The following is a 22,328-nucleotide window of genomic DNA, read 5'->3' as shown; positions in this document are numbered from 1 at the left end:
ACAAAGTTATCACACCAATTTCCAGAGCCAGAAGATATTTTCGTGAGTTAGATCAATAAACGTAGTTAAAAAAATTACTCTCAAAGTGGTAAATATCGCTGCAAGCCGCGCCGTTACTGGCCTCGCTATCATCCTGTAATGTCCCTACAAATATTCGCACATTTGTGATGGCTCTCACCTTTTAAAGTTGTATGACAAGTTATCTTTTTGCTGTCGCAAATCATAAGTCGACGGAATGCAAATTGCCGATTCATTCATTGGATAAATCGGGTTGACCGGTACGGAAGCCGAATTAGCACGAAACTTTCATGGCAACGTTCGGGGCGTGCCGGTTTTTTTTCGGTTACCCGGTCGTAAGTAACATCTTCAGCCTCTGGCGGGATGATGGCCGCGATTACTGCGGATATAACAAAACGATGAGGTTTTACATGCGTAAAATTAAAGGGTTACGTTGGTATATGATCGCACTGGTGACGCTCGGCACCGTGCTCGGTTACCTGACGCGTAACACTGTGGCGGCAGCTGCGCCAACTCTGATGGAAGAGTTAAACATCTCCACCCAACAGTATTCCTACATCATCGCAGCTTATTCTGCTGCTTATACGGTCATGCAACCGGTAGCGGGTTATGTACTGGATGTTCTGGGTACAAAAATCGGTTACGCGATGTTTGCCGTGTTGTGGGCTGTGTTCTGTGGCGCTACCGCGCTGGCAGGTAGCTGGGGCGGCCTGGCGATTGCTCGTGGTGCGGTAGGTGCTGCTGAAGCAGCAATGATCCCGGCGGGTCTGAAAGCCAGTTCCGAATGGTTCCCGGCGAAAGAACGTTCCATCGCAGTAGGTTACTTTAACGTTGGTTCTTCAATTGGTGCGATGATTGCACCGCCGCTGGTGGTATGGGCAATCGTGATGCACAGCTGGCAGATGGCATTTATCATCTCCGGTGCACTGAGCTTTATCTGGGCGATGGCATGGCTGATTTTCTATAAGCACCCACGCGACCAGAAACATCTGACTGATGAAGAACGCGAATACATTATTAACGGTCAGGAAGCCCAGCACCAGGTTGGCACGGCGAAGAAAATGTCCGTTGGTCAGATCCTGCGTAACCGTCAGTTCTGGGGTATCGCGCTGCCGCGTTTCCTGGCTGAACCGGCGTGGGGTACTTTCAACGCGTGGATCCCGCTGTTCATGTTTAAAGTTTACGGCTTTAACCTGAAAGAGATCGCGATGTTCGCCTGGATGCCGATGCTGTTTGCTGACCTCGGTTGTATCCTCGGTGGTTACCTGCCGCCGCTGTTCCAGCGTTGGTTTGGCGTGAACCTGATCGTCTCCCGTAAGATGGTAGTAACGCTGGGTGCGGTGCTGATGATTGGCCCAGGTATGATCGGTCTGTTCACCAACCCATATGTCGCGATTATGCTGCTGTGTATCGGTGGTTTTGCTCACCAGGCACTGTCTGGCGCACTGATTACGCTCTCTTCTGACGTGTTCGGTCGTAACGAAGTCGCAACGGCAAACGGTCTGACCGGGATGTCCGCATGGCTGGCAAGTACGCTGTTTGCGCTGGTTGTTGGTGCTCTGGCTGACACCATCGGCTTCAGCCCGCTGTTCGCAGTGCTGGCAGTGTTCGACCTGCTGGGTGCGCTGGTTATCTGGACGGTATTGCAGAACAAACCGGCGATTGAGGTTGTGGAAGAAGCGCATAACGATCCCGCGCCACAACATTAACGCTTCGTGTAAGTTTTAGTTTCCCTTCAAAGCCGCCTTCTCAGGCGGCTTTTTCATCACTGCGAGTAGAGCTAAACTCGCAAAAGTGGTATAACAAATATAGTCTGCCGTATCATGCCTGGAGCGCATATGGAAATCACTGAACCACGCCGTTTGTATCAACAGCTCGCCGCTGACCTGAAAGAGCGCATCGAGCAAGGCGTCTATCTGGTGGGAGATAAACTGCCCGCCGAACGTTTTATTGCCGATGAAAAAAACGTCAGCCGCACCGTGGTTCGTGAAGCCATCATCATGCTGGAGGTTGAAGGTTATGTCGAAGTGCGCAAAGGCTCCGGCATTCATGTGATTTCAAACCAGCCTCGCCATCAGCAAGCGGCTGACGATAATATGGAATTTGCCAATTACGGCCCATTTGAACTGCTGCAAGCTCGCCAGCTTATCGAAAGCAATATTGCCGAGTTTGCCGCAACCCAGGTGACCAAGCAGGACATCATGAAATTGATGGCCATCCAGGAGCAGGCTCGCGGCGAACAATGCTTCCGCGATTCCGAGTGGGATTTGCAGTTCCACATTCAGGTAGCATTAGCGACTCAAAACTCCGCGCTGGCGGCCATCGTTGAGAAAATGTGGACCCAGCGTAGCCATAACCCGTACTGGAAAAAGCTCCACGAACACATTGATTCCCGTACCGTCGATAACTGGTGTGATGACCACGATCAAATCCTTAAGGCGTTGATTCGCAAAGATCCTCATGCAGCCAAACTGGCAATGTGGCAGCACCTGGAAAACACCAAGATAATGTTATTTAACGAAACCAGCGACGATTTCGAGTTCAACGCCGACCGTTACCTGTTCGCAGAAAACCCGGTTGTGCATCTGGATACGGCCGCCAGCGGCAGCAAATAAAACGCCCATCCGACAGGCGCTGACGCGCGCCTGTACGCTTTGTCAGTAAGCAAAAAGTATAAAGTGTCAGCCTGTGTAAATCCTCTCGCCACCCTCCCCTGCAATCAGCAAAATCAGACTCCACGGACATGTAATTTTGATAACGAACAACGTTGACCTTTGTTACAATTAGATTCAATTTGAATTTATGCTATTAAATGTTTTCTTATCTCACGTTTTAACAGGGAATAGTTCAGGCCGTGTTGGTGTCTCGACCCGCAATCCATACAAAAACAGCAATAATCTGGCGGGAGTACATCATTTAAAACCGGCGTGGCGTTAACCGATTCACCAGGAATAATGAATGGAACTTTTGACCCAATTACTGCAGGCCCTGTGGGCGCAGGATTTTGAAACGCTGGCCAATCCATCGATGATTGGCATGTTGTATTTTGTCTTGTTTGTAATTTTGTTCCTTGAAAACGGCTTGCTTCCGGCGGCCTTTTTACCGGGCGACAGCTTACTGGTGTTGGTCGGCGTATTGATTGCTAAAGGCGCGATGGGTTATCCACAAACGATTCTGTTACTGACCGTTGCCGCCAGCCTTGGCTGCTGGGTCAGTTACATACAGGGGCGATGGCTGGGCAATACCCGCACTGTGCAAAACTGGCTTTCCCATTTACCCGCACACTATCACCAACGCGCACACCATCTTTTTCACAAACACGGTTTATCGGCGCTATTAATTGGTCGCTTTATTGCATTTGTCAGAACACTGCTGCCGACCATTGCCGGGTTATCAGGGCTGAATAACGCTCGCTTTCAGTTCTTCAACTGGATGAGCGGTCTGCTGTGGGTGTTGATCCTGACAACTCTGGGTTACATGCTCGGCAAAACGCCGGTATTTTTGAAGTACGAGGATCAGCTAATGTCATGCCTGATGCTGCTCCCGGTGGTACTGCTGGTATTTGGCCTGGCAGGTTCTCTGGTCGTGTTATGGAAAAAGAAATATGGAAATCGGGGGTAAGGGATGCAAATACCTCGCATGTCGCTTCGCCAGCTAGTCTGGTCCGGCGCTGCTTTATTGCTGGTCGGCACGCTGCTGCTGGCCTGGTCTGCGGTTCGTCAGCAAGATTCGACGCTGGCGATCCGTGCCGTTCATCAAGGCATGACGATGCCAGACGGTTTTTCCATCTGGCATCACCTTGACGCTCACGGCATTCCTTTCAAAAGCATTACCCCCAAGAACGACACTCTGTTAATTACATTTGACTCCAGCGATCAGAGTGCCGCCGCAAAAGCGGTCCTCGACAGAACATTGCCCCATGGCTACATCATTGCGCAGCAGGACGATAACAGTCAGGCCATGCAGTGGCTGACCCGGCTGCGGGATAATTCTCATCGCTTCGGATAACTTCCTGTTATCCGAAACATATCACTCACTTTGGTGATTTCACCGTTACTGTCTATGATTAATGAGGCGGTGGTTAACACCACCGCTTCGTTGTCTGGACAATCGTTCCTTTGTAATAGGTTCGAGTCACAATGGAAGGTTCAAGAATGAAATACCGCATCGCTTTAGCTGTTTCTCTTTTTGCTCTTAGTGCCGGTAGTTATGCCACTACCCTGTGTCAGGAAAAGGAGCAAAATATCCTTAAGGAGATCAGCTATGCCGAAAAACACCAAAACCAGAATCGTATTGACGGTCTGAATAAAGCCCTGAGTGAAGTCCGGGCCAACTGTTCAGATAGCCAGCTGCGCGCCGATCATCAGAAGAAAATCGCTAAGCAGAAAGATGAGGTGGCGGAACGCAAGCAAGATTTAGCCGAAGCGAAACAAAAAGGCGATGCGGATAAGATTGCCAAACGCGAACGGAAACTGGCAGAAGCGCAGGAAGAGCTGAAAAAGCTGGAAGCGCGCGACTACTAATTCACAATAGTCACTACTTACTCACCTGGAGAAAACTATGTCGAAAGAACACACTACGGAACATCTGCGTGCAGAGTTGAGATCCCTGTCTGATACGCTGGAAGAAGTACTAAGCGCCTCAGGAGATAAGTCGAAAGAAGAGTTGAGTAAGATTCGCAGTAAAGCGGAGCAGGCGCTAAAACAGAGCCGCTATCGCCTGGGTGAAACTGGCGAGGCAATTGCCAAACAGACTCGTGAAGCGGCGGCGCGTGCCGATGAGTACGTGCGTGAAAATCCGTGGACGGGTGTGGGCATTGGCGCTGCAATCGGTGTAGTGCTCGGCGTTCTGCTGTCGCGTCGTTAATTATGGCGGACACTCATCACGCGCAAGGGCCCGGTAAAAGCGTTCTGGGCATCGGGCAGCGAATTGTCACCATCATGGTCGAAATGGTGGAGACACGTCTGCGGCTGGCGGTGGTGGAGCTGGAAGAGGAAAAAGCCAATCTCTTTCAACTGTTACTGATGCTGGGCCTGACGATGCTTTTCGCTGCATTTGGTCTTATGAGCCTGATGGTGCTGATTATCTGGGCGGTTGATCCGCAATATCGCCTGAATGCGATGATTGCCACCACCGTGGTGTTGTTGCTACTGGCACTGATTGGCGGTATCTGGACGTTACGCAAGTCACGGAAATCGACATTGTTGCGTCATACGCGCCATGAACTGGCGAACGATCGGCAACTGCTCGAGGAGGAGTCCCGTGAGCGGTAAAGTCGAACGTGAACGCCGCAAGGCACAGCTACTTAGCCAGATCCAGCAACAACGGCTGGATCTTTCCGCCAGTCGTCGAGACTGGCTGGAAGCAACAGGCGCTTACGATCGTCGCTGGAATATACTGTTGAGTCTGCGCTCATGGGCGCTGGTTGGCAGTAGCGTGATGGCTATCTGGACAATTCGCCATCCGAATATGCTGGTCCGCTGGGCCAGGCGCAGTTTTGGAGTATGGAGTGCCTGGCGTCTGGTTAAAACCACCCTCAAACAGCAACAGCTTCGCGGTTAACGCCTTTCTGGCCGGAGTCATTCCGGCCTTATCCCTCAAAATTTTTGAAAAAATTTGACAGTTTTCCTTGCTAACAATCACCATTCACTACGTTTATGCTTCTCTCCATCGACAGCAACGACGCTAATACCGCGTCAATGCACAAAAAAACAATCAGCAGCCTGAGCGGCGCAGTGGAGAGTAAGATGAAAAAATTAGAAGATGTTGGTGTACTGGTAGCGCGTATTTTAATGCCGATTCTGTTTATTACGGCCGGCTGGGGAAAGATTACTGGCTACGCTGGTACGCAACAATACATGGAAGCGATGGGCGTCCCGGGCTTTATGCTACCGCTGGTGATTTTGCTTGAATTTGGTGGTGGTCTGGCAATTCTGTTTGGTTTCCTGACTCGCACCACGGCGCTGTTTACCGCTGGCTTTACACTGCTGACTGCATTTTTATTTCACAGCAATTTTGCAGAAGGCATGAACTCGCTGATGTTTATGAAAAACCTGACCATTTCTGGCGGATTCCTGCTGCTGGCGATTACGGGTCCGGGCGCATTCAGCATCGACCGCCTGCTGAATAAAAAGTGGTAAGCACACGCTATACTTAACGATAAAAAAACGAGGAGAAACACTCCTCGTTTTTGCTATTGGAGGAGAGAAAAATGGGTCAACTGATTGACGGCGTCTGGCATGACACCTGGTACGACACCAAATCCACCGGCGGTAAATTTCAACGTTCAGCTTCCGCATTTCGTAACTGGCTCACCGCTGACGGCGCACCAGGACCAACCGGCAAAGGTGGTTTTGCCGCAGAAAAAGACCGTTATCATCTCTATGTTTCACTCGCCTGCCCGTGGGCACACCGCACGCTAATCATGCGTAAACTCAAAGGCCTGGAACCGTTTATCTCCGTTTCCGTGGTGAATCCGCTGATGCTGGAAAATGGCTGGACCTTCGATGACAGTTTCCCAGGTGCAACCGGCGATACGCTCTATCAACATGAATTTTTGTATCAGCTTTATCTCCACGCCGATCCGCACTATAGCGGACGTGTCACTGTTCCCGTGCTATGGGACAAAAAGAACCACACCATTGTCAGCAACGAATCGGCGGAAATCATCCGCATGTTCAATACTGCGTTTGATGCACTGGGCGCGAAAGCGGGAGATTATTATCCTCCAGCCCTGCAAACGAAAATTGACGAACTTAACGGCTGGATTTACGACACCGTCAACAATGGCGTGTATAAAGCCGGTTTTGCTACCAGCCAGGAAGCCTACGACGAGGCGGTGGTGAAAGTGTTTGAATCGCTGGCGCGACTGGAGCAAATCTTAGGTCAGCATCGCTATCTGACCGGTAACCAGTTAACCGAAGCTGATATTCGCCTGTGGACCACGCTGGTGCGTTTTGATCCGGTGTATGTCACCCACTTCAAATGTGATAAGCACCGTATCAGCGATTACCTGAACCTGTACGGCTTCCTGCGCGATATCTACCAGATGCCGGGGATTGCCGAAACTGTCAATTTCGATCACATCCGTAATCACTACTTCCGCAGCCATAAGACCATCAACCCTACGGGGATTATTTCGATTGGTCCGTGGCAGGATCTCGATGAACCACACGGGCGGGACGTTCGCTTCGGTTAGACAAAGGCACCCTTCGTGGTGCCTCTGATTGTTGGCTAAGTGCGTGTTGTTCATGTCGGATGCGGCGTGAACGGCTTATCTGACCTAAAAATATTGTACATTCAATATATTGCAGAGGCCGCGTAGACCAGATAAGCGTAGCGCATCTGGCGATTTTACGCTTGCCATCAGTCTGAAGTTCCGTTCATTGCACCTCATTAATTCACCATGGTGATATTTACTGCCATTTCATTCATGTCTATTCTTAATTTGCTGCTTTAAAAACAAGTGATTGAGCAAAATTGAGGCAAAAATGGACTGGTATCTGAAAGTACTAAAAAATTATGTCGGATTCCGGGGTCGTGCGCGGCGCAAAGAGTACTGGATGTTTATTCTGGTCAACATTATCTTTACGTTCGTGCTGGGGCTGCTGGATAAAATGTTAGGCTGGCAACGCGCTGGTGGCGAAGGCATCCTGACGACAATCTACGGTATTCTGGTTTTTTTACCGTGGTGGGCGGTTCAGTTCCGCCGCCTGCACGACACCGACCGTTCGGCGTGGTGGGTACTGCTGTTCTTGATCCCGTTTATCGGCTGGCTGATTATCATCGTCTTTAACTGCCAGGCGGGTACACCGGGTGAAAACCGCTTTGGACCAGACCCGAAACTGGAACAGGAATAATAATTAAGCACCTTGTGAAAGGTGCTTAATCGTTTATTTTCCGGCGAATAATTTTGGAATTTCCCGCAAACACCAGGATTTTGCTTCTCCCATACTGTCGCGACGCCAGGCCATAATAATATCGATCTCGCTGGTCGATTCCGGGCTGACGACACGCAGCCGCCCTTCCGCAATATCTTTTTCGACCATCGGATACGGCATCGTCGCCACGCCAAGCCCCGCCAGTAATGCCTGACGTTTATCTTCAATCGTGCTCACCGTTAGACGCGGCTGTTTGTCCAGCAACTGCACCGTCAATACCGGGCGCTCACGAGCGGTATCCGCTACCGCAATTCCGCGATATTTCACGCGCGTCACTTCAGAAAGCGGTTCCGGCTCCTGATGAATCGGGTGATCAGGCGCGGCAACGTAGACGTTCATTAAGGTATAGAGCTTGCGCGAGTTGATCTCCGACGAGGAACGAAAATGCATATCCGGCGCGATAACGATATCCGCTCGCCCCTGCTCCAGCCGCTCCCACGCGCCCGCCAGCACTTCGGTGATGATTGCCAGTTGGGTGTTAGCCTTCACCGCCAGTTTGTCGATCAACGGAAAAAAGGCAGCCGTCGGCACCAGCGCCTCGGTCACAATGGTAAGATGCGTCTCCCAGCCGCGCGCGAGGGCTTCGGCATCGGTAGTCAGTTTATCTGCGGCTTCCAGCAAAACGCGCCCTCGCTCCAGCAACATACGCCCGACATTGGTGAATTTTGTCCGATGACCCGAACGGTCAAACAGCACCACATCCAGCTCTTCTTCCAGTTTTTGCATGGTGTAGCTAAGCGCAGAAGGCACGCGTCCCAGCTCATCTGCCGCTGCCGCAAAACTGCCACGGCGATCGATCGCGTCCATAACACGCAGTGCTTCCAGCGTTAATGCCCTTTCTTTGGCCATGTCGTTCTCATTCAGGAAATTTGAACATACCGGGCAGAATATCTGGCTAACAATGTAGCGTCCAGCCCCTTACCATAAAAGGAAGTAAAGAGAGGTCAATAATTATGATTACTACCCGAACTGCCAGGCAGTGTGGACAAGCAGACTACGGATGGTTACAGGCCCGGTATACTTTTTCCTTTGGACACTACTTCGACCCGAAATTGTTAGGCTACGCCTCCCTGCGCGTGCTCAACCAGGAAGTGCTGGCTCCAGGTGCCGCCTTTCAGCCGCGAACCTACCCAAAAGTCGATATTTTGAATGTGATTCTGGATGGAGAAGCGGAATACCGCGACAGTGAAGGCAATCATGTTCAGGCCAGCGCCGGCGAAGCCTTATTGCTTTCTACTCAGCCGGGCGTGAGTTATAGCGAACATAACATCAGCAAAGACAAACCGTTAACGCGGATGCAGCTTTGGCTGGATGCCTGCCCGCAGCGAGAGAATCCGCTGATTCAAAAACTGGCGCTTAATATGGGCAAGCAGCAATTAATCGCCTCACCCGATGGCACAGAGGGTAGTCTGCAACTGCGCCAGCAAGTGTGGCTGCATCATATTGTGCTCGCTAAGGGCGAAAGTGCGAACTTTCAACTGCACGGCCCGCGCGCCTATTTACAATCGATTCACGGCCAATTTCATGCGATTACGCATCATGAAGAGAAAGCGGCACTGACCTGCGGTGATGGTGCATTTATTCGTGACGAGGCTAACATTACGCTGGTTGCTGATTCCCCGCTGCGCGCTTTACTGATAGATTTACCTGTCTAGTTGTTTTTACAGGGAGAAGATGATGAGTAAAAAATCGGCGAAGAAACGCCAGTCAGTGAAGCCCGTTGTGGCGAAAGAAACCACTCGCGCAACTAAAAACTTTGGCTATGAAGAGATGTTGAGCGAGCTGGAAGCGATAGTCGCCGACGCCGAAACGCGGTTAGCCGAGGATGAAGCCGCCGCATAAAGACAGGTTGCCGGATGCGGCGTAAACGCCTTATCCGGTCTACAAAACCCAATAACATCAATAAATTGCGCACCCCGTAGGCCGGATAAGATGCGCCAGCATCGCATCCGGCTTCAGGCATCCGGCACGATACCCAAGCCCCGCCGCTTATCTGGCCTTGCTCGCCATAATCTCGATAATCTGCCGATCCGTTTGCTGCATCGAATGGCTTGCCAGCGCACACAGGTTGGCAATCGACTGCTCAACATCATGCGCCACAATCCCTTCATTGCCGGTCACAGCGGTATCATCCAACGCCATTAGCACCGCTTTCCACGCAGCCGAAGCACTGGTCGAAACCTTCATCGCGCAACTGTTCGACGCACCATCGCAAATCATGCCGCTGACATCGCCGATCATACTGCTGATAGCCATAGAGATCGTTTCATAACGCCCATCCACCAGCCACGCCATCCCGGCGGCAGCCCCCATTGCTGCCGTCGTTGCAGCACACAGCGCGGACAAACGCGGCAACTGATTATGGATGTAAATCGCGCTCAAATGTGACAGCATCAGCGCGCGCGCCAGCCGTTCATCATCCGCCCCGAAGTGTTCCGCGACCACCACCACGGGCATTGTCGCGGTGATCCCCTGGTTGCCAGAACCGGAGTTACTCATCGCCGGAAGCGTTGCGCCGCCCATACGCGCATCGGATGCCGCGCTGGTACGAATCACAATCGACGAAGAGAGATCTTTCGCCAATAAACCGCGTGCACACTGTTTTTCCAGCGTTGCGCCAATATGCAGTCCCCAGTTGCCACTCAAGCCTTCCTGCGATAATGCGCAGTTTAGCTTCGCAGAATCGAGAATAAAGCGGATCGCCTCAAACGGGACTTCATTGACGAACTTCAGGATCTCGGCCAGCGTCGTTCTGGAGAGCACCGCCAGCGGCGACTCTTGCTCCCCCTCTGTCACACATGCCTGCTGGGTAAACACCACGCCATTGTGCGTCTCAATATGCACAATGTTGGTATGTCCACCGACAATGGTGACACACGCCCACTTCTCGCCGTTCCAGACTTTGGCGCGTGAGAAGAGGATCTCGTCGCAAGGTTCCTGGATCTTAACCGAGACTTTCCCCGCCGCCAGCAATGCTTTGGCATCGGCAATCGCCTGCGCAGTTGCGTCTTTCAGCACTTCCAGCCCGGCTTTGGCATTTCCGCCTAACGCTCCCAGCGCCGCCGCAATCGGCAGCCCCACCATTCCCGTGCCGGGAACGGTGACGCCCAGACCGTTCTTCATCAGATTTGGCGAAACCCAGGCTTCTACACGTTCAACCGGACCTTTCAGTTCTGCCGCAGCAACCGCCGCTGCCAGCGCCAGTGAAATAGGTTCAGTACATCCCAGCGCCGGTTTTACTTCCTCCTGAACGGCGAGGATGTAACGCTGCCATAACGGATTTAAAGTCGAATCAAACATAATAAAAACCTTAAAATTTCAGGTAAATCAAGAAAATGCCAGGAACGGAGAAACGCAAAGCAACAAACCGGTGACGATAATCAGGTACAGAGACATCCCTTTGTATTTGTGCAATGCCGGTACTTTGTAAACCAGCCACGCCGGGATCAGGCACCCTACCATGCCGAAAATCGGGCTACAGATAGAGGTGAAGCTCAACACCGGCGCGTTCAGTACGATGGCGCTCCAGGCCAGTAAAATGGCGAAAATCATGATGCCGCGCTGGACGAGATTTTCGTTAATCTTCTCGGCCGGTATCTTGCGGCGCAGGATATTCATTACGATCCCTTGCGTTGCTTCACGGAAGCCTAAATAGACGCCAAAAAACGCGGTCATTACGGCAAAGATATTGAGAATGACACTAACCACTTTTACCCACGCAGCACCGTCACCGCTAATAAACTGTGCGGCAATCGCCAGCGCGGAAATATTCTGCTCGTAGGCTTTTACCGCTTCGTCATGTCCCATCGCCAGCGTGAACGACACTGCGTAGAAAAAGACAGTGACAAACAGAATGCCGAACGCGATGTTCATTGCCCGCAACGCTTTATGCCGCGCTACTTCAATCGATTTTTCCCGCGAGCGATAGGAAATCACCATCGGGCTTAATGTCTGGATAAACAGAATCGACGTCAGGGTAAACGGCAGCGTAATAATGGCGTTTTTCACCAGCAGCCCCAGCGGCGGCAGCGAACCCACGTTATACAGATGCCACATTCCCACCATCGACACGCCCAGCGCAGCGACTACCAGCAGTTTGGTCAGTACCATGCCAGTCGAAATCTTGAATAACAGTTTCTCGCCGCGTGAGGAGATGGCGACCAGAATGCAAATCAGTACCAGTCCATAAAACGGATTGTCTGATAGCACGCTTTCCGTCACGCCAAAAGTATGTAAATAGGAGGCGCTATCGTTGGTGATGGCGGTGGAATACACGAACATCCAGATCACCAACATCACGAAATAGAGCGCCCCCAACAGGATGCCCCAGTTTTTGCCTAAATAACCGCTGATGACGCTCGGGTAATCTTTACACTCCGGTGATTCTGCCAGCGTATTAATAAACAACCGCTGAAACAGATACATTGCCGGGTAACCAATCACTGATGAGAGCAAAAATACCCACAATCCCATCAAGCCGACCTGCACCGGGAGAAAAACAATCCCCGCGCCAATCGCCATCCCAATACTCATAATTACCCAGCCGGTGTCGGTACTGTCGAATTTGATTGCTTCACGCCATTCACTTTCACTCATTCCAGCACGACCCGCCGGGGTCGAAGCGTCTGCAATGACGCCTTTATTCGTTGCAATTTCCATAATTTCTCGCTCAATATTTTGTAGGGCTTTTTATTTTTTCGAGCCGCATCAAGGCGATACGCGGTCTACGTTTTTTTGCAGGCGAGTTATTAGAATGAAGAAATGATACGCGTGAGGTTAGAGAAAATCTTCACAATCAAGACTTTGAAATAGCAGTTATGGATAATAATTTTCTATCAAATCAACCAAAGAGAAACAGTTATTCTCTATTTGCGGCAGATCACAATAAAAAAGGGTGCACATTTTGTGCACCCAAAGATAAATGCGGATGAAATATCAGCCGCAGACTACTTTTATGGCCAGTCCTCCGCGTGAAGTTTCGCGGTATTTATCGTTCATATCTTTGCCGGTTTCATACATCGTCTCGATCACTTTATCGAGCGAAACACGCGGTGCCGAGGTGCGACGCATCGCCATTCGCGCGGCGTTTACCGCTTTCACAGCGTTGATAGCATTACGTTCAATACACGGAATTTGCACCTGTCCGGCAACCGGATCGCAGGTCAACCCAAGGTTATGCTCCATAGCGATTTCCGCCGCATTGCATACCTGCGCCGGGCTGCCGCCCAGCAGTTCGGTTAACCCTGCCGCAGCCATCGAACAGGCCACGCCAATTTCGCCCTGACACCCCACTTCCGCACCAGAGATGGAGGCATTCATTTTATACAGCGCGCCGATAGCGCCAGCCGCCAGCAGAAAACGGGCGATGGATCGCTCATTGAGCGGACGGCGGAATTTATCGTAATAGGCCAGCACTGCCGGAATAATACCGCAAGCGCCATTAGTTGGTGCTGTCACTACACGTCCGCCAGCGGCGTTTTCTTCGCTGACCGCCAGCGCAAACATATTGATCCAGTCGATGACGTTCATTGGATCGTTAGAGATATTGTCACTAGAGACCAGCAAACGGCGCAACGCCACTGCCCGGCGTGGGACATTGAGCGGGCCAGGCAATACGCCTTCGGTATTCATGCCGCGTTCAATACCGTCGTGCATCACCTGCCAGATACGAGCAAACCCTGCATCAATTTCCGCTTTGCTGCGCAGCGCCAGCTCGTTATGCATCATCAGGCCAGAAATAGACAGGCCGTTGTAATCACACATTTTCAGCAGTTCGCCTGCCGAGTGGAAGTCATAAGGTACGGGTGTTTCGACATCGTGCGACATGCCGAAGTGTTCTTCTTCAACGATAAACCCGCCGCCGACAGAGTAATAGGTTTTGCTTAATAGCTCTTCCTGCCCGTTCCAGGCAGTAATCCGCATCCCGTTCTCATGACGAGGCAACATTTCGGGATGGAAGATAATGTTCTTTGCTACAGGAAAATCAACAATATGCGCACCAGAAGCCACCGGCAGTCGCCCACTGCGCGTCACAAGTTCAATAAATGCAGGGATCTCATCAATAACAACATCCTGCGGGCTGTTTCCTGCCAGTCCCATAATGATGGCGATATCCGTGGCATGGCCTTTGCCCGTCAGTGACAACGACCCGTAAAGATCGACCACAATATGACTTGTTGCAGTTAATAAGCCACTACTCACCAGTCGGTCGATAAAACTTTTTCCAGCATTCATTGGCCCCACGGTATGCGAACTGGAGGGACCAATACCAATTTTGAAAATATCGAATGCACTAATCATAACCACACTCTCGGATTGCCGTTCTGTGAAGAGGAGCGGGACGACTCTACGGTCGCCCCGCTCCGGGCTTTACACGCTACGTACTGCGATAGCTTCAATTTCCAGCTTCACATCTTTCGGCAAACGCGCGACCTGCACGCAGCTACGGGTCGGGTAGGTCGCCTGATGCTCATCGAAGAATTGCTTATAGACTTCATTGATGGTGGCAAAGTCATTCAGATCGGTGATGAATACCGTCATCTTGATGATATCGCCCACGGTGAGGCCAGCAGCAACCACGATCGCTTTGACGTTTTCAAGGCTTAAACGCGCCTGATCTTTCACATCAGCCGGGATCTCGCCGGTCTGCGGGCAAACCGGAATTTGCCCGGAGGTGAAGACCATGCTGCCTAAATCAACGCCCTGAACATAAGGGCCGATTGCGCCTGGGGCTCGTTGCGTTTCGATAATCTTTTTCATACATCCTCCGGCGTCAGAGCGCCTGGGTAAAGGTACGTGAAATCACATCCTGTTGCTGTTCGCGAGTCAGCGCGTTAAAGCGCACGGCGTAGCCAGAGACACGGATTGTCAGGTTCGGGTATTTTTCCGGGTGCTCAATGGCATCCAACAACATTTCCCGATTCATAACGTTAACGTTGAGATGTTGACCGCCTTCGATGTCCGCTTCGTGGTGGAAGTAACCATCCAGCAGACCAACAAGGTTGGTTTTGCGTACCGGATCTTCTTTACCCAGCGCCGCAGGGACGATCGAGAAAGTGTACGAAATACCGTCTTTGGCGTAAGTGAACGGCAGTTTTGCCACGGAAGTCAGCGAGGCTACCGCACCTTTGCGGTCACGACCGTGCATCGGGTTAGCGCCCGGCGCAAACGGCGTACCCGCGCGGCGACCGTCCGGCGTATTACCGGTTTTCTGTCCGTACACCACGTTAGAAGTGATAGTCAGAATCGACTGCGTCGGCACGGCGTTACGATAGGTTGGCAGGGCTTTAATTTTCTTCATAAAGCGTTCAACCAGGTCACAAGCGATGCTGTCTACGCGCTCGTCGTTGTTGCCGTACTGTGGATATTCGCCATCGATTTCAAAGTCCACCGCCAGACCGTTTTCGTCACGGATGGGTTTCACACGGGCATATTTAATGGCGGAAAGTGAATCCGTCGCCACCGACAGACCCGCGATGCCGCAAGCCATGGTGCGATAGACATCACGATCGTGCAGCGCCATCAGCGAGGCTTCGTAGCTGTACTTGTCGTGCATGTAGTGGATGATGTTCAGCGCGCTGATGTACTGCACCGCCAGCCAGTCCATGAAATGGTCGAGGCTGTCCATTACTTTGTTGTAATCCAGCACGTCGTCCATCAATGGTGCCGTTTTCGGGCCGACCTGAATCTTCAGCTTCTCGTCCACCCCGCCGTTGATTGCGTACAGCAGCGTTTTCGCCAGGTTAGCGCGTGCGCCGAAGAACTGCATCTGCTTACCAATCACCATTGGGCTGACACAGCAGGCAATTGCGTAATCGTCGCTATTGAAATCAGTACGCATCAGATCGTCGTTTTCATACTGCAAGGAAGAGGTGACGATCGACACCTGCGCGGCATATTTTTTGAAGGCAATCGGTAATGCTTCCGACCAAAGAATGGTCAGGTTAGGTTCCGGTGCAGGCCCCATAGTGTGCAGGGTGTGCAAATAGCGGAAGGAGTTTTTGGTCACCAGCGTACGACCGTCCAGCCCCATCCCGCCGATCACTTCCGTCGCCCAGATTGGGTCGCCGGAGAACAGCGAATCAAATTCCGGCGTACGCAAGAAGCGCACCATACGGATCTTCATGATGAAGTGATCGATCAGTTCCTGTGCCTGCTGCTCATTAAGCACGCCGGCTTTAAAGTCGCGCTCAATGTAGATATCGAGGAACGATGCGGTACGACCAAGAGACATTGCGCCGCCGTTCTGCGATTTCACCGCCGCCAGGTAAGCGAAGTAGAGCCACTGCACCGCTTCCTGCGCATTCTGCGCCGGGCGGGAGATGTCGAAGCCGTATTTAGCCGCCATCTCCTGAATCTGCAACAGCGCATGACGATGTTCTGCCAGCTCTTCACGCAGACGGATGGTGGCTTCCAGATCTTCACCTTTTTCCAGACGAGACTGGAGATCGGCAAATTGCAGTTCGCGTTCACGTACCAGATAACTGATGCCGTACAGCGCCACGCGGCGATAGTCACCGATGATACGCCCACGACCATAACCGTCTGGTAAACCGGTCAGGACACCAGACTTACGGCAGCGCAGCATATCCGGTGAGTAAACATCAAATACGCCCTGATTATGGGTTTTACGCAGATCGGTAAAGATGTACTCAAATTCGCTGTCCATTTCACGGCCATAGGCGTGGAATGAACTTTTAATCATATTAATGCCACCGAACGGATGCAGCGCGCGCTTTAACGGCGCATCGGTTTGCAGACCAACAATTTTTTCCAGCGGCTGATTAATATAACCAGCATCATGGGCGGTAATGGTAGTGGCAATATTAGTATCGAAATCAACCGGCGCGTGGGTCGCATTTTCGATACGAATGCCTTCCATTACTTTTTCCCACAATTCCGTGGTCGCTGGCGTTGCTTCAGCAAGGAAAGATTCATCACCTTCATACGGTGTATAGTTTTGTTGAATAAAATCGCGGACATTAATTTCGTTTTTCCAGTCCGTACCTTTAAAGCCAAGCCATGCGTCGGCGTACAGCTTATCGCCGGTATCAATATCTACCTTCATGAAAAATAATCTCTCTACAATACTTCAACTAAATTATGCAAACTCTGCGGGGGCGTTAACTTTGCCTAAATGAATTGCATCTAAGGCAATCATTTTTTCTTCATTAGTCGGAATAACGGCGCAAATTACGCGCGCATTTTCACTGGAAATAATTCGTTCACCGTAGGAATTAGATTGATTATTCATTTCCACATCAATCTCAACGCCTAATACGGCTAAATGTTCCATGACCAGACGACGAATTAAACTTGAGTTCTCCCCTATTCCACCGGTAAATATAATGCCATCCAGACGATGTAATGAGGCGGCATGTCCGGCAATATGACGGGCAATTCGATGAACAAAAGTTTTAATTGCCAGTTGTGCGCGTTCGTGACCTTCATGCCAGGCTTTTTCCAGAACGCGTAAATCTGAAGACAGACCGGAAATACCTAATAATCCCGACTCTTTATTCACTACGCGTTCCAGATCGCCCAAGCTCTGATTGGTTTGGCTGGCAACCCAGGACATCGCGCCGAAGTCGACATCACCACTGCGCGTCCCCATCATCAAGCCTTCCAGCGGCGTCATTCCCATTGAGGTATCTACGCTCTGACCGTTACGAACCGCGCAGATTGACGCGCCATTACCAAGATGCGCCACAACCAGCCCGGAGTCATCCTCCACAAGGTTCAGCAGAGAATGCGCTCGCTGGGAAACATAGCGATGTGACGTGCCGTGGAAACCATAACGGCGCACACCTAACTCTTCATAATATTTCCACGGCAGTCCGTATAAATAAGCCTCTGGTGCCATCGTCTGGTGGAAACTGGTATCAAATACCGCCACCTGAGTTACGCCAGGAAATAATTGCTGCGCCGATTCAATGCCACTTAAATTGGCGTAATTATGCAGCGGAGCCAGTGGAGAAACGCGACGGATATTATCAATGACTTCATCGGTAATAATGGCGGACTCGGTAAAAATACTCCCGCCGTGGGCGATGCGGTGGCCAATTAAAGCCACACTGCCATTTAAATTCCGTTTTTCCAGTTCAAATGCGATTGCCTTCAATGCACCTTCGTAGCTGTGGTGAGCCAGCGGTGCTGGCTCTCCCCCATTTACGGATAAGAATGCATTTTCCGAGTTAATACCGTCGGCAATACCTGACATTAATACTTCACAGTCGCTGGCATCAAGCACGGAAAACTTAATCGAAGACGAACCACAGTTAATAACCAAAACAACCGGAAATTCATTCATCTCTTTTCTCATCCTGAGTTATGGATTAAAACAGTTTGTATACGATGTTCAGGATGGTCAGCAGACCAATCACGGTAACAAACACGTTATCCAGACGACCACGGTATTTCGCCAGAGACGGCGCTTTACGGATGGCGTACATCGGCAACAGGCACAGCAAGGATGCGATAATCGGCGCGCCCATGGCTTCAATCAGATCCAGGATGTTCGGGTTGGCGTAGGCAACAACCCAGGTTGAACCCATGATGAAGATCATGCTGATAGTGTTCAGTTTGCCCGCAGAAACTTTGGTTTTGTCGCCTTTATAACCAAACTTCAGAACCAGGCCGTTCAGACCTTCCAGCGTCCCCAGATAGTGACCGAAGAAAGATTTGAAGATAGCAACCAGCGCGATGATGGACGCCGCATATTCCAGAATAATAGCGAACGTCGTTTTGGTGCCGGTCATGGATGCAAAGTGGTTAGCCAGGTAAGAGAGCACCGGAATGTTCTGCGCTTTTGCTTCCGCCATGTTCGCCGGAGACAGCGTAAACAGGCAGCTGAAGGCAAAGAACATGACCACTGCAACCATCAGCATACTGGCGCGAGAGATGATTTGTGAACATTTCTGCTCAGTGAAGTCACGACCAAAGTCTTTCTCATACTCTTCACGCTTAGAAACCACGAAAGAAGAGACGATTGGCGAGAAGTTGAAGGAGAAGACCATGATAGAAATCCCCAGCCAGACGGTGATCAGGATACCGTCATGACCAGTTAACGACAGCGCGCCAAGGTCAACTTGATCGATAACCGCAGAGTTCCAGTAAGGGATCAGCGACAGAGAAATCAGCACCAGGCTGGCGATAAAAGGCCATACCAGGTAGCTCATCACTTTAACCATCAGATCCTTACCAAACCAGATGACGAACGCCATCAGCAGCAGCAGGAACAGCGCCACAAAGCCACGGTTCAGAGGCGCAAAGCCGAGCTGGTTTTCCCAGAATGTCATAAAGGTGTTGGTGATGGTAACGCCATAAATCCACAACAGTGGGCAAATCGCGAAGAAATACAGGAACGTGATGACCACACCGCCGGTTTTACCAAAGTGCTCTTCTACTGTTTCCGTAATGTTGCCGGAAGGGTTAGAGCCAGAGAGACACAGACGCGCCAGCGCCCGGTGGCAATAAAACGCAATCGGGTATGCCAATACCAACATCAGAAGAATCGGGATCAGTCCGCCAAAACCTGCGCGGATAGGGAAGAACAGCACCCCGGCGCCGATTGCCGTACCAAACAAGCCTAACGTCCATGTGGTATCTGATTTACGCCAGGACGATTGTTTTGTCTGGCTGGATACAATGCTATCTGAAGTACTCATATCCTATCCTCAACGAATTAATTAAGCGTCAACGAAACCGGTGATTTGAGAGACGCGAGAAAGATCGATATTACCGCCGGAAATAATACTGACGGTTTTTCTGTTTTGAATATATTGGTCTAATTTACCGCTTAATAATGCAGCACATGCCAGAGCGCCAGCGCCTTCGGTGATGACTTTATTACGCTGAATTAAGGCAACCATACTGTTTCTGATTTCGTCTTCGCTGACCAGCACGATGTCATCGACTAATTCACGAACGATTTCGTAAGTTAAATTACCCGGGCGGGCGACATCACAACCATCCGCCAGGGTGCCGGTAGTTCGGTGCGTGGTTATTTCTCCGGAGTGGAAAGAAGCCGCCATGCCGTGAACGTTTTCTGACTGCACACCAATAACACGAATGGTAGGGTTAATAGATTTAATTGCCACCGCAATACCGGCAATTAAACCGCCACCGCCAATTGGCACAATGACGTTATCGACATCATAAAGATCTTCCATAATTTCCAGCCCAATGGTCCCCTGACCGGCAATCACTTTCGGATCATCATAAGGTGGAATAAAGATGCGACCTTCCGTTTCGACAATTTCGCTCACTTTGGCGATGGTGTCGTTGAAGTTGTCGCCGTGCAGTACCACTTCAGCAGAGTAGTCACACGTTGCTGCAACTTTGGATTTTGGCGCGCCTTTCGGCATTACAACTTTACCATCAATACCCAACATCGCACAGGAAAGCGAAACCCCTTGCGCGTGGTTCCCCGCTGAACAGGCCACTACACCTTTACGTTTCTCAGCATCAGTTAAGGAGCTTAATTTATTAAATGCGCCACGAATTTTAAATGAACCGGTACGCTGCATGTTTTCAAACTTAAGGAATATTTCACCTTTGCAACGTTCACTAAAATAGTTAGATCGAGGCATTCCTGTTTTATAAATTCGCCCAGCCAGACGTTGTTTTGCTTCAATAATGTCATCAATAGCAACCGGCAGATCGTATGTAATATGCATTATAAAACCTCTTAGCCTGAATTAAATATGTAGGTAACCGTAACCAGCACCTGCAAAAAGGCAGGTGGATTATTTATGTTTAAATAAAAAACAAATAACTAACAAGCTTCTATTAATTGCTTTCGTCTACACCCATTATAAGATGAATATTCTTTGGCTAATTCCACCAAAACCGATGCTGCTTTTTTAATACGATAATTTTTCGACCATACTGCGGCATATTGCGCTACCGGTAATGTTTCCTCAACCGGAATGGTAATAAATTGATTAGAACCAAAAGGTGAAGTCATATCGCAGGGAATCACGGTTAAGAAATCAGCATTGAGAACAAGATTATAAATTGTCACGACTGAGTCGGTTTTAACGATGTTTTCAATACTGATGCCATTTCTTTGTAACGTGGTGAGTAGTTCGCTGTAGTATCCCATATTCGTTTGCGGCAACACCCACTGTTCGTTCTTCAAAGACTCCAGCGTGGTGGTGCCGGTGGATGTTCGGGACTTACTGGCAACCAGCACAAACTCTGACTCGAACAGCGGCTCGACATGCAAATCCTGAAGCTTCATTTCTGCACTTAACGTACCTATCGCAAAATCCAGACGCCCGTCGCGGATAGCCGGTAAGAATGAGGACAATTGCGCTTCATACATTGAGACCTGCGCTTTCGGGAACACCTCTTTGAATTTGTTGATCATCCCGGACATAAAGGTAAAGCCAATCAGCGATGGAAAACCAAATGAGACCTCCACGACTGCATCAGAGGACATACCGCTAATCTCATTAACCATATTTTTCATTTCGCGGGTAATGGATTCGGAGCGTGAGAGCAACAATTGACCAGCTGGCGTCAGCGTTACACCGGTATTTTTCCGCACCACTAATTCCACGCCAAAATAATCTTCGATATCGTTAATGATTTTACTTACCGCTGGTTGAGTTAACCCTAATTCTTTTGCAGCCGAGCCAATAGAGCCACTTCTGATGACTTCCTGAAAGACTACCAGGTGTTGCGTTTTAGGAAGAAGAATAGTGCTCATAACAACCCGCGTTAATTACCTCATTGACGGTATGAAGTGTATCAAAATGCAATGAATAGGATATGTGCGACCACTCACAAATTAACTTTCAATAGTTTTCCAGGCATATCCTTAAAGGCATATAATCATTTAATATCAATGAGTTATATAAATAAAATCAACACAAAGGCTGACTTTTATCAAAAAAACAAGGGGGGATAACCATATTTTATGGCGATAACGGCGCACTTAATTTTTGTTATTAAAAAATGCTCTTAGACGATATTTCAAGCAATTATCGTGTATTTCGCAGACGAATTTTAAGTTAAATTTAATGAGCAAGTTATCAAATTTTATTATAAATAAATCATTTCCACAGATAAATAATGCGGTACGTCACATTTTTTTTCGCCATTTGTTGGAGATAGAACATTTATTTTATCAATGTTTTAAAATTTCGAATACAGATATTGATCATCTCGAACAATTGATTAACGTCAATCATTGTCTCTTTTGCAGAACGTCATTTTGTGAATGCAATCGTTTTCCATGATTTATTCTCGCATTCCGGTTGCGGAACAGCATTTTGTGTTGAGGATCACAAAACTAATAATTGCAATTCGCAAGTAAGCTATCAGAAGAGAGCACAGGGTGGCTAAAAAGAGTGTTTATATTGA

General features: G+C 49.9%; 25 protein-coding genes. 15 read left to right on the top strand and 10 right to left on the bottom strand.

All coding sequences use genetic code 11. The features are described from left to right. Window positions 1-428: 428 nt before the first annotated feature. The 12 genes from exuT to C3D30_RS01845 all read left to right on the top strand — a co-directional run bounded on the left by exuT (window position 429) and on the right by C3D30_RS01845 (window position 7,877). Complete coding sequence (gene exuT / locus C3D30_RS01895) at window positions 429-1,727, top strand: hexuronate transporter ExuT (RefSeq protein ID WP_016159739.1); 1,299 nt, start codon at window positions 429-431, stop codon at window positions 1,725-1,727. A 129-nt stretch (window positions 1,728-1,856) separates the two neighbouring features. Then, window positions 1,857-2,633 carry a transcriptional regulator ExuR gene (gene exuR / locus C3D30_RS01890; protein WP_000406484.1) on the top strand — a complete coding sequence of 259 codons (777 nt, stop codon included), beginning with the start codon at window positions 1,857-1,859 and terminating at the stop codon, window positions 2,631-2,633. 187 nt (window positions 2,634-2,820) lie between these two features. After that, complete coding sequence (locus tag C3D30_RS20795; protein ID WP_423779528.1) at window positions 2,821-2,955, top strand: hypothetical protein; 135 nt, start codon at window positions 2,821-2,823, stop codon at window positions 2,953-2,955. A 21-nt stretch (window positions 2,956-2,976) separates the two neighbouring features. Beyond that, window positions 2,977-3,639 (top strand): DedA family general envelope maintenance protein YqjA, encoded by a 663-nt coding sequence (yqjA, locus tag C3D30_RS01885; protein WP_000422149.1) that lies wholly within the window; start codon window positions 2,977-2,979, stop codon window positions 3,637-3,639. Between the two features lie 3 nt (window positions 3,640-3,642). Next, complete coding sequence (gene mzrA, locus C3D30_RS01880; protein ID WP_001166775.1) at window positions 3,643-4,026, top strand: EnvZ/OmpR regulon moderator MzrA; 384 nt, start codon at window positions 3,643-3,645, stop codon at window positions 4,024-4,026. Between the two features lie 146 nt (window positions 4,027-4,172). After that, entirely contained in the window at window positions 4,173-4,541 is a 369-nt protein-coding gene (gene yqjC / locus C3D30_RS01875) for a DUF1090 family protein YqjC (protein ID WP_010346332.1), read from the top strand. 37 nt (window positions 4,542-4,578) lie between these two features. Beyond that, window positions 4,579-4,884: an ElaB/YgaM/YqjD family protein gene (locus C3D30_RS01870; RefSeq protein ID WP_105286379.1), complete on the top strand. Its 306-nt coding sequence runs from the start codon at window positions 4,579-4,581 to the stop codon at window positions 4,882-4,884. A 2-nt stretch (window positions 4,885-4,886) separates the two neighbouring features. Continuing rightward, a complete protein-coding gene (locus tag C3D30_RS01865; protein WP_000785727.1) occupies window positions 4,887-5,291 on the top strand; it encodes a phage holin family protein in 405 nt (134 codons plus the stop codon). Further along, on the top strand, window positions 5,281-5,580 hold the full coding sequence (locus C3D30_RS01860) for a YqjK-like family protein (RefSeq protein WP_105285385.1): 300 nt from the start codon (window positions 5,281-5,283) through the stop codon (window positions 5,578-5,580). Before C3D30_RS01865 ends, C3D30_RS01860 begins: the two co-directional genes overlap by 11 nt. Before the next feature lie 185 nt (window positions 5,581-5,765). After that, on the top strand, window positions 5,766-6,158 hold the full coding sequence (locus tag C3D30_RS01855; protein ID WP_000732237.1) for a DoxX family protein: 393 nt from the start codon (window positions 5,766-5,768) through the stop codon (window positions 6,156-6,158). Window positions 6,159-6,229: 71 nt separating this feature from the next. Beyond that, a complete protein-coding gene (yqjG, locus tag C3D30_RS01850) occupies window positions 6,230-7,216 on the top strand; it encodes a glutathionyl-hydroquinone reductase YqjG (protein ID WP_000531183.1) in 987 nt (328 codons plus the stop codon). Between the two features lie 292 nt (window positions 7,217-7,508). Continuing rightward, a complete protein-coding gene (locus C3D30_RS01845) occupies window positions 7,509-7,877 on the top strand; it encodes a DUF805 domain-containing protein (protein WP_000384146.1) in 369 nt (122 codons plus the stop codon). Window positions 7,878-7,910: 33 nt separating this feature from the next. On the opposite strand, the gene yhaJ is transcribed toward C3D30_RS01845, so the two are convergent. Next, on the bottom strand, window positions 7,911-8,807 hold the full coding sequence (yhaJ, locus tag C3D30_RS01840; RefSeq protein WP_001041002.1) for a DNA-binding transcriptional regulator YhaJ: 897 nt from the start codon (window positions 8,805-8,807) through the stop codon (window positions 7,911-7,913). Between the two features lie 104 nt (window positions 8,808-8,911). Between yhaJ and C3D30_RS01835 the strand changes: the two genes are divergently transcribed. Both C3D30_RS01835 and C3D30_RS01830 read left to right on the top strand, forming a co-directional pair. Then, on the top strand, window positions 8,912-9,613 hold the full coding sequence (locus C3D30_RS01835) for a pirin family protein (protein WP_000633570.1): 702 nt from the start codon (window positions 8,912-8,914) through the stop codon (window positions 9,611-9,613). Between the two features lie 22 nt (window positions 9,614-9,635). Continuing rightward, window positions 9,636-9,800 (top strand): protein YhaL, encoded by a 165-nt coding sequence (locus C3D30_RS01830; protein ID WP_010346326.1) that lies wholly within the window; start codon window positions 9,636-9,638, stop codon window positions 9,798-9,800. Window positions 9,801-9,947: 147 nt separating this feature from the next. Here C3D30_RS01830 and cyuA read toward each other — a convergent pair whose 3' ends face one another. The 9 genes from cyuA to tdcA all read right to left on the bottom strand — a co-directional run bounded on the left by cyuA (window position 9,948) and on the right by tdcA (window position 21,672). Next, complete coding sequence (gene cyuA, locus C3D30_RS01825; protein WP_105286378.1) at window positions 9,948-11,258, bottom strand: cysteine desulfidase; 1,311 nt, start codon at window positions 11,256-11,258, stop codon at window positions 9,948-9,950. 27 nt (window positions 11,259-11,285) lie between these two features. Beyond that, window positions 11,286-12,617 (bottom strand): SLC5/6 family protein, encoded by a 1,332-nt coding sequence (locus C3D30_RS01820; protein ID WP_000401617.1) that lies wholly within the window; start codon window positions 12,615-12,617, stop codon window positions 11,286-11,288. Between the two features lie 276 nt (window positions 12,618-12,893). Then, complete coding sequence (gene tdcG / locus C3D30_RS01815; RefSeq protein ID WP_000622148.1) at window positions 12,894-14,258, bottom strand: L-serine ammonia-lyase; 1,365 nt, start codon at window positions 14,256-14,258, stop codon at window positions 12,894-12,896. A gap of 69 nt (window positions 14,259-14,327) precedes the next feature. Further along, window positions 14,328-14,717 (bottom strand): enamine/imine deaminase, encoded by a 390-nt coding sequence (locus tag C3D30_RS01810; RefSeq protein WP_000719986.1) that lies wholly within the window; start codon window positions 14,715-14,717, stop codon window positions 14,328-14,330. A gap of 13 nt (window positions 14,718-14,730) precedes the next feature. After that, the gene (gene tdcE, locus C3D30_RS01805; RefSeq protein WP_000861697.1) at window positions 14,731-17,025 is read right to left on the bottom strand and encodes a 2-ketobutyrate formate-lyase/pyruvate formate-lyase; all 2,295 of its coding nucleotides are present in this window, start codon (window positions 17,023-17,025) and stop codon (window positions 14,731-14,733) included. A gap of 33 nt (window positions 17,026-17,058) precedes the next feature. Beyond that, entirely contained in the window at window positions 17,059-18,267 is a 1,209-nt protein-coding gene (gene tdcD, locus C3D30_RS01800; RefSeq protein WP_010352086.1) for a propionate kinase, read from the bottom strand. Window positions 18,268-18,292: 25 nt separating this feature from the next. Next, window positions 18,293-19,624: a threonine/serine transporter TdcC gene (gene tdcC, locus C3D30_RS01795; protein WP_000107716.1), complete on the bottom strand. Its 1,332-nt coding sequence runs from the start codon at window positions 19,622-19,624 to the stop codon at window positions 18,293-18,295. Window positions 19,625-19,645: 21 nt separating this feature from the next. Continuing rightward, window positions 19,646-20,635: a bifunctional threonine ammonia-lyase/L-serine ammonia-lyase TdcB gene (gene tdcB, locus C3D30_RS01790; protein WP_000548355.1), complete on the bottom strand. Its 990-nt coding sequence runs from the start codon at window positions 20,633-20,635 to the stop codon at window positions 19,646-19,648. A 98-nt stretch (window positions 20,636-20,733) separates the two neighbouring features. Further along, entirely contained in the window at window positions 20,734-21,672 is a 939-nt protein-coding gene (tdcA, locus tag C3D30_RS01785) for a transcriptional regulator TdcA (protein ID WP_000104198.1), read from the bottom strand. 313 nt (window positions 21,673-21,985) lie between these two features. On the opposite strand from tdcA, the gene tdcR reads away from it, so the two are divergent. After that, window positions 21,986-22,204: a transcriptional activator TdcR gene (gene tdcR / locus C3D30_RS01780; protein ID WP_105286377.1), complete on the top strand. Its 219-nt coding sequence runs from the start codon at window positions 21,986-21,988 to the stop codon at window positions 22,202-22,204. Window positions 22,205-22,328 lie beyond the last annotated feature (124 nt).

It is taken from the genome of Escherichia sp. MOD1-EC5433 (assembly GCF_002966005.1).
Classification (GTDB): domain Bacteria; phylum Pseudomonadota; class Gammaproteobacteria; order Enterobacterales; family Enterobacteriaceae; genus Escherichia; species Escherichia ruysiae.
This window is presented reverse-complemented; position numbering and strand designations above follow the sequence as displayed.